The organism is Microcystis sp. M49636_WE2, assembly GCF_030065375.1.
GTDB classification, from domain to species: domain Bacteria; phylum Cyanobacteriota; class Cyanobacteriia; order Cyanobacteriales; family Microcystaceae; genus Microcystis; species Microcystis aeruginosa_C.
This window is the reverse complement of sequence record NZ_JASJFG010000106.1, coordinates 1-13,329: the sequence shown is the minus strand read 5'-3', so window position 1 is coordinate 13,329 and position 13,329 is coordinate 1. Positions and strand designations below refer to the sequence as shown.

Genomic DNA, 13,329 nt, shown 5'->3' with positions numbered 1-13,329 from the left:
GTATCATAAACCATCATATTTGTCAAGATATTTTCAGCTTTTCCTAACAAATCAGCGACGGCCGGTTGATCGCGATCGTTTTGGTAGAGTAGTTGATAGACTTGATAGCTGGAATTTTGTAAATCGACACCGTGGGAGAGTCGGTTTCTTTCCTGTTCTAACTGTTCCAACTCGTCAGCGTCAGTTAAATTAGCTGATTCTAGTTCTTTTAGTTGATATTCCAATAAATCTAATCTCTGTAGGCGATTTTGTTCCGATTGCAACCTATTATTTAAAATATTCTTGCTTTCTTGCCAGTTAACGTAGGCTGTGGCTACTTTTTCCCGCTGCCGCAGCAGCGATTCACCCCCGTAGAGATCTAATAATTCCCTCTGTCGATTAGCGTCCATTAACTGAACTGTTTGACCTTGGGCGGTGATTTCTACCAAAAAATCTCTTATTTGCGCCATTTGTTGGCGATTAGCGACGACTCCGTTAATCCGAGAACGAGAACGCAAGGAATTATTAGTAATCACTAATTCCCGGCTGATGGTCAGACTATTATCCTCTAATGGGTCAATTTCCTGACTTTCTAGCCAAGCAATTAATTCTGGAGTCAGAGAAAAAGTCGCTTCTAGGGTTGATTGTTGGCTTCCCTGACGGATGACGCGATGATTGACTTTACCACCGAGAACAATATCGATCGCATCTAATATAATTGATTTTCCTGCCCCCGTCTCACCGGTCAGTACATTTAATCCGTTCCCGAAAGTTAATTCTAAGCGATCGATGAGGGTAAAATTTTCAATTTGTAGGCAGGATAACATATATCAGTAATCAGTAATCAGTTGCTAAGTAGGTAGGCGTTAAAAATTATCAGACACCCCCCTTATTAAGGGGGGATCCCCCCGCCTATCGGCACCCCCCTTATTAAGGGGGGCAGGGGGGATCCCCCCGCCTATCGGCACCCCCCTTATTAAGGGGGGATCCCCCCGCCTATCGGCACCCCCCTTATTAAGGGGGGATCCCCCCGCCTATCGGCACCCCCCTTATTAAGGGGGGCAGGGGGGATCGAACCTAAAATCCATTTTTAATTTAATTATAACCAGTTACTTATTCTTATTATCTTTCACCATTCCCTAATTTTCCCCGAAACGGTAGCCTTTACCATAGACAGTATTAATTAGAGGCGTTTCTCCAGGTGCTTCGATTTTACGACGCAGCAAACGCATCAGGGCAGGAACCACATTACTATTAGGTTGCTCTCCTTCTGACCAGAGATGCTGATAAATTTGTTCATGGGTGAGAAGTTGCCCCGGATGGGTCATAAATAAAGTTAATAATTGTACTTCTTTTGCTGATAAACTGATCGTGCGACCGTGACGATAGGCCACTTGATTTTCGCTATCGAGTTCTAAATCAGCAGATTTTAATTTACTGCTATTACTAGCTTCAAAATTGGGAGAACGACGCAATAAAGCGCGGACTCTCGCTAATAATTCTCGCAGTTGAAAGGGTTTGACTAAATAATCATCAGCACCGGCATCTAATCCCGCCACTCGATCATCGATGGTATCCTTAGCGGTTAGAAACAAAACGGGAGTGGTGTCCCCTTGATTGCGTAAATATTGACAGATTTGTAATCCGGATTGCTGGGGTAACATCCAATCGAGAATTAAGAGGTCATAATTATTCTCTTGTGCCAATTCTAAACCCGTCCGACCATTATCAGCAATATCAACTTCATAGCCTTCTTGAGCAAGAATTTGTTCTAAGGGTTCGGTTAATTCTTTTTCATCATCAACGATAAGTATTTTCATAAAAGTAAAAAAGATGGTGTTGGGTTTTGGGGTTTTGGGGTTTTGGGGTTTTTTAGTTGAATCTCCCCTATCTCCCCATATCCCCATTTCTCCCAATTATCGATCTTTGGGGAATAAATTGCGCCATTCGAGAGGGATATAACTTTCAAGAAATCTAGCCATGGTTTGGTAATGACGCTGATACAAAACTCCCATATAGATAATACCAAGTCCTAGGACGGTTAGGGCAAAGGGAAAGAAAATTGAATCGGCAAAGAGACGATAGGAGAGATAGGAAAGATAGGCAAATACTCCGATACCTCCAAAAACCACAAATAATCTTCTTTTTAGCAGGACGGATAATAACATCAATCCCAAGTTAATTAGACAGTACAAAAATCGTTGCGCTTCATTATCATCGATGAGGAGAGATAGACTAAACCAAAACATAATCAATCCAAATAGGTACAGCCAAAAAGCAAAATCACCCCGACTACGGCGCTGACGTACATCAATTAAATAGGCAGTTATTAAACAGGCAATTCCAAACCAAAAGGATACCCACAGTCGCAGTCTCCATGTATATTCGTTCTCTCCAAATAGTAAAGGAGTTAAGTCCATTGACATATACCACAGACTAAAGGCAATGGGTGCAGTTAAGAAGGGAAATTTAACAAATCGCAAAGTTATTAATCCCGCGATAATCGTGCCTAATTCCATTAAAAACCAACTGCCTTTAATCCATGTATGGAAATCTCGATAGATGCCAGGATATCCGGCTTGCCAGTATCCTGTCCAGCGTTGTAAACCATAGATTGCTAAGGGAGTCATTGCCACTGCCATGGTAAATAAAAGACCGCCGGGGATTTTGAGATTTTGCTGAAAATAGAGATTTTTTCCAGTCAAAATAAAACAAACTGCATAAAACAGGGCGATAAAAAATAGTCCTGCACCACCGAAACTCTCCCAAGCTTCGTTCATAAACCACCCCAGGGCAGAGATAACAATTAATGCCCCAAAATAATAGGCCACATTAGCAAAATTAAAGCGAGGGCGATTAACTTCATCTTCTTGGGGATAACGGGATAAAAAAGCCGTCCATAAATTTTCAGCTTGGCTGGCAGTAATTAGGTTTTGTTGTACCGCCCAATCAAAATCTTCTCTTTCTAGTCTCATAATATTCTCTAGTCCTTAAGCTAAGATGTATTTTAACCGCTTATCCTAAGGATAAGGGAATAGGGCATAGGCGCAGATGTTAAATCCTGTAGTAAAACTTAACATTTACCGATTGCAACATCCGAAATCTGCAAAATAGAGTATAATTCAATCTATATTAACTATTATCGAAGCCATCATGATAACTAAATCAGAACTCTATGAACAAGATTTTCAATTATGGCTGATAACAACAATAGGTCAGTTAGAACAAGGAGATTTTCAGGCATTAGATGTATCTCATTTGGTTGAGGAGTTGAAAGAATTGGGTAAATCAGATAAAAATGCCTTGGAAGGAAATTTAATGATTTTGCTGGCTCATTTACTGAAACTAAAAGTACAATCCTCCGCCCCTGAAAGCATGAAATCTAGCTGGTATAGCTCCATTGTCGAACACAGGGAACGAGTTATCGCCTTACTAGAAAACACCCCTTCTTTGAAATCTCATTTAGCAATCGCCATCGATAAAACCTATCCTAAAGGTCGCAAAATTGCCATCAAGGAAAGTAAATTGGCTGACTTTGGAATTGCGATTCCTCCAGAGGAAGCATATCCCTTAGACTGCCCTTTTTCCTTAGAACAGATTCTTGATGAAGATTTCTATGGCTGATAATTCATATTTAATCCATCAGCTAAGACGCTTTCAAAATGCTTCTAAAAAGTCTTCAAATCTCAAAAACTGGGAAGCTATACAAGTCACATCTGTCTCCCGATACTAAGCGACTCGACTGACTTTAAATAGAGCTTACAAGCTTTTTTTCCCAACCCTAGTTAATCAGCCTTCAAGAATAAGTAAAAATTATAAATTTAAGGTAAATAATTAAAATATTTAAATATTTGGGGCGATTAGTCAAGTGTAACAAGCAAGTTACAACATTTTGATTTTCCCAGAATTTGCCAAAATTTGGCTGTAAATCTGGGTTGCCTACATTTATTAATATGGTATGATCGTGGTATGCTGTGGGCTTAGTTTAAGCATTAAACGTTAAATCAACGGAAAACCAAGGCAATCAGGGGACTATATCGATTCTCTTGCCCAAAAAAAGCCGCCAGTGATGAAATTTTTTTATGTTGCAATTTTTGAAGTTTTGTAAAGGCTATTGACTTAAAGCCAGAATTGTGTAACTCTCCCCGCTCCAAACTCCGGCGCTCATAGACAGTCAACAGCTAATCAAGTTGGGAACTAGGAGGAGAGGTCAACTCCTAGTCCCCTGTTTTTTAGGACATCAATTGCGATTAAGGTACTTCAGTCCAGCGCCTAAGCCTCCTAGTACCAGCAAACTCAGCACAGTTGACGGTTCGGGAACAGATGTCGGTGGCGGTGCCATCGGTCCGGGGGCAGAAAAGTTAGAAATCGTCACACTACCCCGTCCGGAGATGTTATCGTTAGTGGAAATACGGAAACCAAAGCTGTCGCCAGCTAGGACGTTAAACGTCGATGTCCCGTTTTGGACAACATCTCCCTCATCATTAGTTACTTGGGTGAAGCTGCCGTTGAGCAGATATCCGAAGGGATCGGAAAAAGGCCCATCACTATCATTAGTCGAATAGTTCCAATTAAACGTCACCGTCCCAGCCGCAGCCGCAGTGGTGGTGTAGTTTGTGGTTCCAGAAATGACAGAATCATTGTTCCCCCCAGTCAGGCTAATGGACGCGGGAGCGCCGCCGGTATTGACGAACCCGTCGGCATTACTATTGGCAAATGTCCAGTTAATGGGAGCGTAGGGAGTTTGGAAACCAAACACTGTTGCGGCACTAGCACCAGAAGCAGCGGCTAGGGTGAGGCCAACAGTAGTGACAGTCATTGCGGTCTATGACCGCAATGACTCGAATAATTTTGGCGATTTGGTGGCCATGGCCCTAAAAATAAATTAAATTACAGCCCAACTGTACAATCGGTCAAAATATTTTTCAAGAAGATTTGTATAGAAATATTCAATCCTATTTATAGAAATAAGCAAATGGTTGGTTCTCTTATTCTTTGTGTGATAAGGGACTTGCGCTTTGATAATGTACCTTTTGGGCGAACGCAGTTCGCCCCTACATTGTGGACAAAATCCGTTACTGTAGGGGCGCAATGCTTGCGCCCTCCGAGCGCTCAGGTTTGCTGATCACCCTAAGTAGGGGGAGAGCCTTCGAGAACCCCCGCAGCTAAGGGACTTGCGCTTTGATAATATGCCATCTGGCTGGTCTGATTCTTCTACAGAGTGATTTTCTGGCTGGGATATTATTCCCACGCAAGTCCCTAAGTTCAATTTATATAGTAGCGATCGATCTTTGTGTCCTTTGTGTCTGGAGTGGTTCTTTCCACTCATTCGCTCGCAAATCTACTCAAATCTGGCGCTGCTGATTTTTTATCTCAGTTTGAAGAGGGGCTGAAAACTGGCGCAATGTGGACACCGATCGAAAGACTAAGCTAAACTGGTAATGACTATGTATTAGGGCGGAGGTCAACGGATACAACTATGGACAATTTGGAGGTAAAACAAAAACCGATCCGGTGTTTAGAAGATGCGATCGAAAGGTGTCAAACTTTAGGAATGCGGGTTAGTCGTCAGCGTCGCTATATTTTAGAATTGCTGTGGCAAGCGCAGGAACACCTATCAGCGAGAGAAATTTATGATCGTCTCAATCTGCAAGGAAAGAACATCGGTCATACCTCAGTGTACCAAAACCTAGAAGCCCTATCGGGTCAAGGCATTATCGAATCTGTGGAACGCTGGGACGGCAGACTCTACGGCAACATCAGCGATTCCCACAGTCACGTCAATTGTCTGGACAGTCAAGAAATCATCGATGTGCATATCCAACTTCCCCCGGAATTAATTAAACAGATTGAGGCATCGACGGGGGTAAAAATTACCGATTATCGCATCGATTTCTATGGCTATAAACAAAACAAATGAGCCAGATAACTGTATAATTAGCCCTGTGAATAGTATCCGTTGACAGGCTGCAACTCTTGTGATCGATCGCCCTCTCACCTTAATTATCATCGATAATGACCCGATTTTCCGCTTGGGTCTGGTGCAGGCCTTGTCGCGGATAGAAAATATTAGTATCGTCACCGAAGGGGATTTAGAAACAATTTTCGCTTTGACTCTGAATCCCTCCCCCGAAATTATTATTATCGATCCTCTCTTTGATTGGTCCTACTGTGAAATTCTCCACTCTCGCTATCCCGAAAGTAAAATTGTTTTATTAACCTTTCCTCTCGATTCCAGACAGCAACTAATCGCCAGAGAATTAGGCATCGCCGGTTATATTCCCAAAGGCACAAACCTAGAGCAATTTATCACTATTTTAGGGCAAATTTCCCGAGATGAATCCCCGGATGTTGCCCCTTCTGCTCTCACCATTGCTACTCGTCCAAGTTTAGCCCCTAGCCATTGGTTAATCGCTGCCGGAAGAACGGGATTAAATCGCATCGAAAGTGAATTACATTTAATTGATCTCCATCTCAATCAACAGTCTTTATCCGGCTTTGATCGCTTTTATTGGCAGGGGAGAAAACGAGAACTTTTAGCAGCCCTATGGCTAGTGAGAAAACTAATTCCCCTGGAAGGGAGCTATTACAATTCAGCTTCAGTCACACCCCCGGTAATAATTAACAATATCGATCGGGAATTACCAATTTTAAGCCGCGAGCGTCCCCTCTGTGTTTCGGCAGTTTTTGAGTCCACTTTAGCGGTCATTCGCTCCCCTTTAATTAATAGAACCAAGATTAGTTTTGAAATCGATGTTTTACAGGATAATCGGCAACGGGAATTATTGTATTTAGTTCTCGATGAAATTCGCAAAAATGTCGATGAAATGAGATATTTACAGATTAGCAGCGGGGAATTAACCAGTCGTTTAAATCTGATTATTTACGATATCTGGGAGAAAGTTACGCGTAAATTTTTAGAAATTAATGCCTCAATTTCTGACGAAATTAGTAAAGGCAGACTTAACGAAATTATTCTGGAAGAAAGAGAGGCAATTCAAACAGAAATCCTCAATAAAATTCCTTTTACTCTTGACTTATTTTCCTATTTATTGTACGAAAATAGTTTAAATATTGACGGGGTAGAATACCGGGCTAATGCTCCTGAAACTATCGCCAGAGCCGAAATTCTGCTGCAAAATCTCATTCATAATCTTGCCAATGCAGTGACAGTAATTATTCTCAATAACTTCTCGGAATCGGAAAGAATCAAACAAAAACTTTACCGTTCAGAATTTCTCATCGCCAGAAAATTAGCTAAAATCCGCAATGAATTATCTTGGAAATACCGACGGCAACAATATTGGCAAGAACCTAAAGATATCTTTGAAAGTCAATATCAATTATTTCACTATAGCGAGGGACAAATCAAATCTTTAGCCATTTATTCCCCCCGACAGGAAGAATTAAACAGTTTAACAGGCATACCCTGGTTAGTTTCGATCGCCTTAGAATTAAGAGACTCTTTATCTCCTCGTTTACGCGCTTTTTTTCGGGTGGTGGGTAAGGGAGTAGTCTATATCCTTATCCAAGTTATCGGTCGCGGTATTGGTTTAGTAGTTCGCGGGGTTTTACAGGGAGTCGGTAACACTTGGCAGGAAGTCAAAGGTAAAAAGGGATCATGAATTATGACTGATAACTGATAACTGATAACTGATAACTGAAGTAGTTATAATTAAATTGAAGATGGATTTTGCCTCTGATCCCCACTGCCCCTAGGGTTGATTCATAGTAGGGTTGATTCATGAATCAACCCTACCCTGCCCCCTTGATCAGGGGGGTGTCTGACAACTTTTAACACCTATCTACTTAACTGAAGTGACAGTAACTTTTACAATTCCTTGTCAAAACTGTATTTATCGCGAATTTGTCCGACAAAAAACTGTCCTTTCGATGGTGCGGACTGAAAATCTTTATATACTGCCAAAGGTAGATCATGATAAAGATAGATACCACCGTGATTAAATTCCACTTTCAGAATTTTTTTTTCCTCATCGTAGTCAAAAGATTTAATCGCTGTACTTTGACTTTTTAATAAGGGGAAAGCAATCACATCGCGAATACTGGCAGAATCGGTTAATAACATGATCAGGCGATCGATGCCAATTCCTAAGCCTCCCGTGGGGGGCATTCCGTATTCTAAAGCGGTTAAAAAGTCCTCATCAACTCCCTGCGCTTCCAAATCTCCAGACGCTTTTTTGAGTGCCTGTGCTTCCAATCTTTGCCGTTGATCGATGGGATCGGTTAACTCAGAAAAACTATTAGCTAATTCCCGTCCAACCACATATAATTCAAATCTTTCTACGAGGTCAGTTTTTGAGCGATGGGGTTTAGCTAAAGGGGAAATTTCCACGGGAAAATCTAGCACAAAAGTGGGCTGTATTAGGGTTTCTTCGACTTTTTGTTCAAAAGCTTCATTTAGGAGCTTACCGATGGTTTTACAGTCCTCTGGAACGCCAATGCCGGCATTTTCTGCGGCAATACGAGCCGACTCGAAATCCTCAAAACTATTCAAGTCAACCCCGGTTATTTCTTGGACTAATTCGTGCATAGTCACTCGTCGCCAAGGAGGAGTTAGGTCAATTTCCGTGTCTTGATAGGTAATTTTCAGCGTACCTAAAACATCTTGTGCGGCATTAACAATAATGTTTTCGGTTAACTCCATCATGTCATAATAATCGGCGTAGGCCTGATAGATTTCGATGGAAGTAAACTCGGGGTTATGTTTAGTAGAAACCCCTTCATTGCGAAAAATTCTGCCTAACTCGAAGACTTTTTCAAAACCCCCGACTATCAATCTTTTTAGATGTAATTCGGTGGCAATGCGGAGATATAACTCCATCTCCAGCGTATTATGATAGGTGATAAACGGTCTAGCATCGGCTCCTCCCGCTTCACTTTGTAGCACGGGAGTTTCAATTTCAATAAAACCTTCTTGGTCTAAATATCTGCGAATGGCAGCGGTAATTTGGGCGCGACGGCGAAAAGTTTGTCGCACTTCGGGATTAACAATTAAATCCACATATCTTTGTCGATAACGCTTTTCTACATCGGTTAAACCGTGCCATTTATCCGGGAGAGGTAAGAGGGATTTGGTGAGAATTTCGTACTGGTTTACATAGATAGATAATTCTCCGCGTTCTGTGCGTTTAATTGTGCCTTTTGCCCCTAAAATATCGCCCGTATCGGTTAGTTTAATCACCGTGTTAAAGGCATTCGGCACGGCGGCCATGGTTTCACTAATGCGTTTTTTATCGAGGTATAATTGAATCGTTCCCGTTTCATCTTGCAGGTTAAAAAAGGCTAGTTTACCCATAATTCTTCGGGCAATAATCCGACCAGCAATGGCCACTTCGGTGCTAATTTCTTCCCCCGGTGCTAAGTCAGCGTACTGCTCTTGTAATTGTTGAGCGTGAGCGGTAGATTTCCACTGATAAGCGTAGGGATTTAAGCCAGCTTTTTGCAATCCTGCCACTTTTTCTAAACGAGCGGCCCGGATTTCTTCGAGGGTAGAGGAGGGTTGATTTTCAGGATTTTGTGCTTGAGATGCCATCGTTTTCTAAGAGGAACAATTCTGGGAAATTTTTAGGTGTTGGGGATTTCAGTTATCAGTGATCAGTTATCAGATGTGAGTTATCAGTTTACTGCTCACTGAAAAATTATCGTCCCATTTCTCGCTTTAATTTTTTCAATTCTTCTTCCATTTCCCATTCTTTAAATTTTAGATCGAGATTATCGTAGTTTGAGCGCTGATAGTCCGATTCTTGGGGTTGATCCCAAAAAGTGGTTTCCCAGTCAGGGGACTGATTTTTAGGGGCTTTTTCGGCTTTAATTTGCACTTCTTGACGACGTTGTTGGACTTGTTGCAGTAACTCTTGGGATTGAGTCAGACGTTTTTTCACCCCTTCCATCCGTCCCCAAAGTTGATTACCCTGACGGAAGAGGGCCGCCTCGCGTTCACTAGCAGCCTTAAGCAAGTCCTGCCGTCCAGCGGCCTTAGCCTTATCAATTCTAGCGTGCCAAGTTTGGATATCTTGGGCAGTGGCCAAAATTTGCTGTTCGAGACGTTGACGCTCATTTTCTAGGGCGGTAATCAGTTTAGCAGTATCGCGCTCCTGTTCGCGCAGTTGTTCTACCAGCGCCTGTAATTCTAATTGGGGATGACTTCTGAGAAATTCTTCCAGTTGGGTTTCAAGAAAGCGACTGACATCATCAAATAGATTGCCCATCTGTGCAGTATCCTAAATTTTCAATTAAAGTCTAGGAGCGATTTTAATCCCCCTCTTTTTAGCATAGGCTAGATCAACCCTAGATTTAAATATATTTGGGAAAAGTAGTACAAAAATGTTATTCGGCCGCAGGTTAGGCAGGGGGAAACCAGTATGATAAAACTAAGTAGCTGGTTATAATTAAATTAAAAATGGATTTTAGGTTCGATCCCCCCTTCCCCCCTTGATAAGGGGGGTGCCGATCCCCCCTTAGTCCCCCCTTAATAAGGGGGGCATCTGATAATTTTTAACTCCTACCTACTTAGAGTGATATTTCCTGAAACCCTCTTAATTGTTTGACTTAAGTGACAACTTCACCAGCTTGGACAGAACGCATCGGTTATCAACGGGATTGGGTGTGGCGCGGTTGGCAAATTCGTTATAGTTTTATGCCGGCAAAAAACCCCCAAGATGTCGATAATCCCCCTTTAATTTTACTGCATGGATTTGGAGCGGCGATCGAACATTGGCGCCATAATATTCCTATTCTCAGCCAAAATCATCGAGTTTACGCGGTAGATTTATTAGGTTTTGGTGGTTCGCGCAAAGTGCAGGTTCCCTATACCGTTAATCTCTGGGTGGAACAAATACACGATTTCTGGCAAACTTTTATCAATAGACCGGTGGTATTAGTGGGAAATTCGATCGGTTCTTTAGTTAGTATGGCCCTAGGGGGTAAATACCCGGAAATGGTAGCCGGATTAGTTATGCTCAGTTTACCCGATGTCAGCCGTCGGCGGGAAATGATCGCCGATTGGTTATTAAATATCGTCACTCCCATCGAAAACTTTTTCACTTCTCCTTGGCTATTAAAACCGATTTTTTACTATCTGCGTCGTCCGCAAGTCTTGAAAAAATGGACAGGAATCGCCTACGAAGACAAGAAAGCAGTCAGCGAGGAATTAGTACAAATTATCGCCGCCCCAACCCTAGATGAGGGGGCAGCGGAGGCCTTTATTTCCCTAGCACAAGCTGTCAATCATCCCGAATATTGTCCACCAGCAAAGTTAATTTTACCACGCTTAGAAATCCCGATTTTATTGTGTTGGGGCAAGCAAGATCGCATGGTTCCCGTCCAGTTAGCGCAGGGTTTTGTCTCCCTTAATCCTAGGATTAAATATGTAGAATTTGACCGGGCCGGTCATTGTTTACAGGATGAATGTCCTGACCGTTTTAACCCAATTTTATTAGAGTGGCTAGAATCTGTTCCTGTTCTTTGAGAGAATAGGGAGAGTGATTGTTGGTCATAGTCCTATGCAAACCTTGGAATCGACGCTCAACCCCCCCACAACTGCCTCCGAATTTGACACCACGATTCACCGACGCAAAACCCGTCCCGTCCGGGTAGGTAGCGTTACCATCGGTGGTGGTCATCCCGTGGTCGTGCAGTCGATGATTAACGAGGATACCCTTGATATAGATGGTTCCGTGGCCGGTATCCGTCGCCTCCATGAAATCGGCTGTGAAATTGTCCGCGTCACCGTGCCGAGTCTGTCCCACGCCACCGCTTTAGCTAAAATTAGGGAAAAACTGCTCGCCACCTATCAACCCGTGCCGTTAGTAGCCGATGTACATCACAACGGCATGAAAATCGCCCTAGAAGTGGCCAAGCACGTCGATAAAGTGCGGATTAACCCCGGTTTGTACGTTTTCGAGAAACCGAAAGCCGACCGCAGCGAGTACAGTCAAGCAGAATTTGATGAAATTGGCGAAAAAATTGCCGAAACCCTGAAACCTTTAGTGATTTCTCTGCGAGATCAAGGTAAAGCGATGCGAATCGGCGTTAACCACGGTTCTCTGGCCGAAAGAATGCTCTTTACCTACGGCGACACCCCCGAAGGAATGGTACAGTCGGCTTTAGAATTTATCCGCATCTGCGAATCCCTCGATTTTCGCAATCTGGTGGTTTCCCTGAAAGCTTCCCGCGTGCCGGTGATGGTGGCCGCCTATCGTCTCATGGTTAAGCGCATGGACGAGTTAGGTATGGATTATCCCCTACATTTGGGGGTTACTGAGGCAGGAGATGGGGAATACGGACGAATTAAATCCACTGCCGGGATTGCCACTCTCTTAGCAGACGGTATTGGTGATACGATTCGCGTTTCTCTGACGGAAGCTCCCGAAAAGGAAATTCCCGTCTGTTACAGCATTCTCCAGGCCCTGGGACTGCGGAAAACTATGGTCGAATACGTTGCCTGTCCTTCCTGTGGTCGCACTCTTTTTAATTTAGAAGATGTCCTGCAGCAAGTGCGCGCAGCGACTCAACACCTCACCGGACTCGATATCGCCGTTATGGGTTGTATTGTCAATGGACCGGGAGAAATGGCCGACGCAGACTATGGTTATGTGGGGAAACAGGCCGGTTATATCTCCCTTTATCGCGGTCGCGAGGAAATTAAACGGGTCCCCGAGAGTGAAGGTGTCAGCGAGTTGATTAATTTAATTAAAGCCGATGGCCGTTGGGTAGAACCTTAATTAGGGTTTGCTGAAAAGTTTTTCGGTGGTGGCAGGGTGTGGGGTGTGGGGTGTGGGGTTTTACCCATTTTCAGGGAGTCAATTATCTAATTTTTAGGGAAAAAGTACCTGAATTTTCCCCCCAATCACTCCAATCGCTGGCACTTTTTGATTTCAAAAAAGCCTAAAGATATTATCCAACAAGGTTTTTAGATTTATTCAGCCAACCCTAATTAGTTTTACCAGTAGGGGTTGACATCGATTCAACCCCCGATCATCGGCGAGGATTTGTTACAATAGAAAGCTTGCTAGAAATTGCCGCCCCAGAGAGTTCATGCTACCTACACGCGATTGTGTTCGTCAAACCCCCGCTTACACTCCGGGAGAACAGCCCCAAACTGCGGGATTTACCAAACTTAACACCAATGAGAATCCCTATCCCCCACCGGCGGAAATTTTTGCCCACCTGCCAGAGCAATTAGAGAAAGTCCGACTCTATCCCGATCCTATCTCCAAAGAGTTACGGCAAACGGCGGCGGAATTATACGGCATAGCAGCCGATCAGATAATCGCGGGTAATGGCTCCGATGATATCCTCAATATCGCCCTGCGAACTTTTGTTAACCCT

Annotated in this window: 11 protein-coding genes and 1 pseudogene; 6 read left to right on the top strand and 6 right to left on the bottom strand. The window is 43.2% G+C overall.

Annotated elements, in window-relative coordinates:
- The 3 genes from PX484_RS02530 to PX484_RS02520 all read right to left on the bottom strand — a co-directional run.
- Positions 1–806, bottom strand: an 806-nt coding sequence (locus PX484_RS02530; RefSeq protein ID WP_288102759.1) for an AAA family ATPase, incomplete at its 3' end; no start/stop codon positions are given.
- A 312-nt stretch (positions 807–1,118) separates the two neighbouring features.
- A complete protein-coding gene (gene rppA / locus PX484_RS02525; RefSeq protein WP_043997953.1) occupies positions 1,119–1,799 on the bottom strand; it encodes a two-component system response regulator RppA in 681 nt (226 codons plus the stop codon).
- Positions 1,800–1,895: 96 nt separating this feature from the next.
- Positions 1,896–2,954 carry a DUF2157 domain-containing protein gene (locus tag PX484_RS02520; RefSeq protein WP_287664920.1) on the bottom strand — a complete coding sequence of 353 codons (1,059 nt, stop codon included), beginning with the start codon at positions 2,952–2,954 and terminating at the stop codon, positions 1,896–1,898.
- Between the two features lie 178 nt (positions 2,955–3,132).
- On the opposite strand from PX484_RS02520, the gene PX484_RS02515 reads away from it, so the two are divergent.
- Positions 3,133–3,603 carry a DUF29 domain-containing protein gene (locus tag PX484_RS02515; protein ID WP_004158521.1) on the top strand — a complete coding sequence of 157 codons (471 nt, stop codon included), beginning with the start codon at positions 3,133–3,135 and terminating at the stop codon, positions 3,601–3,603.
- 616 nt (positions 3,604–4,219) lie between these two features.
- On the opposite strand, the gene PX484_RS02510 is transcribed toward PX484_RS02515, so the two are convergent.
- Entirely contained in the window at positions 4,220–4,798 is a 579-nt protein-coding gene (locus PX484_RS02510) for a PEP-CTERM sorting domain-containing protein (RefSeq protein WP_287764853.1), read from the bottom strand.
- A 660-nt stretch (positions 4,799–5,458) separates the two neighbouring features.
- On the opposite strand from PX484_RS02510, the gene PX484_RS02505 reads away from it, so the two are divergent.
- Positions 5,459–5,899: a Fur family transcriptional regulator gene (locus tag PX484_RS02505; protein ID WP_004268517.1), complete on the top strand. Its 441-nt coding sequence runs from the start codon at positions 5,459–5,461 to the stop codon at positions 5,897–5,899.
- 58 nt (positions 5,900–5,957) lie between these two features.
- Positions 5,958–7,604, top strand: a complete 1,647-nt coding sequence (locus PX484_RS02500) for a DUF3685 domain-containing protein (RefSeq protein WP_288102758.1) — start codon at positions 5,958–5,960, stop codon at positions 7,602–7,604.
- A 206-nt stretch (positions 7,605–7,810) separates the two neighbouring features.
- Here PX484_RS02500 and lysS read toward each other — a convergent pair whose 3' ends face one another.
- On the bottom strand, positions 7,811–9,532 hold the full coding sequence (lysS, locus tag PX484_RS02495) for a lysine--tRNA ligase (protein ID WP_288102757.1): 1,722 nt from the start codon (positions 9,530–9,532) through the stop codon (positions 7,811–7,813).
- Positions 9,533–9,638: 106 nt separating this feature from the next.
- Positions 9,639–10,208, bottom strand: coding sequence for a TIGR04376 family protein (locus PX484_RS02490; protein ID WP_288102756.1), 570 nt, complete (start codon positions 10,206–10,208; stop codon positions 9,639–9,641).
- 344 nt (positions 10,209–10,552) lie between these two features.
- Here PX484_RS02490 and PX484_RS02485 point away from each other — a divergent pair, with 344 nt between their 5' ends.
- The 3 genes and pseudogenes from PX484_RS02485 to PX484_RS02475 all read left to right on the top strand — a co-directional run.
- Complete coding sequence (locus PX484_RS02485) at positions 10,553–11,467, top strand: alpha/beta fold hydrolase (protein WP_004268502.1); 915 nt, start codon at positions 10,553–10,555, stop codon at positions 11,465–11,467.
- A gap of 34 nt (positions 11,468–11,501) precedes the next feature.
- A complete protein-coding gene (gene ispG, locus PX484_RS02480; protein WP_287764858.1) occupies positions 11,502–12,722 on the top strand; it encodes a (E)-4-hydroxy-3-methylbut-2-enyl-diphosphate synthase in 1,221 nt (406 codons plus the stop codon).
- A 313-nt stretch (positions 12,723–13,035) separates the two neighbouring features.
- A pseudogene (locus tag PX484_RS02475) lies at positions 13,036–13,329 on the top strand (histidinol-phosphate transaminase); the annotation flags it as partial.

Coding starts and splice junctions, on each gene's coding strand:
- PX484_RS02490 (WP_288102756.1), bottom strand. CDS start 10,208: ATGGGCAATCTATTTGATGATGTCAGTCGCTTTCTTGAAACCCAACTG.
- PX484_RS02510 (WP_287764853.1), bottom strand. CDS start 4,798: ATGACTGTCACTACTGTTGGCCTCACCCTAGCCGCTGCTTCTGGTGCT.
- lysS (WP_288102757.1), bottom strand. CDS start 9,532: ATGGCATCTCAAGCACAAAATCCTGAAAATCAACCCTCCTCTACCCTC.
- ispG (WP_287764858.1), top strand. CDS start 11,502: ATGCAAACCTTGGAATCGACGCTCAACCCCCCCACAACTGCCTCCGAA.
- PX484_RS02520 (WP_287664920.1), bottom strand. CDS start 2,954: ATGAGACTAGAAAGAGAAGATTTTGATTGGGCGGTACAACAAAACCTA.
- PX484_RS02505 (WP_004268517.1), top strand. CDS start 5,459: ATGGACAATTTGGAGGTAAAACAAAAACCGATCCGGTGTTTAGAAGAT.
- rppA (WP_043997953.1), bottom strand. CDS start 1,799: ATGAAAATACTTATCGTTGATGATGAAAAAGAATTAACCGAACCCTTA.
- PX484_RS02515 (WP_004158521.1), top strand. CDS start 3,133: ATGATAACTAAATCAGAACTCTATGAACAAGATTTTCAATTATGGCTG.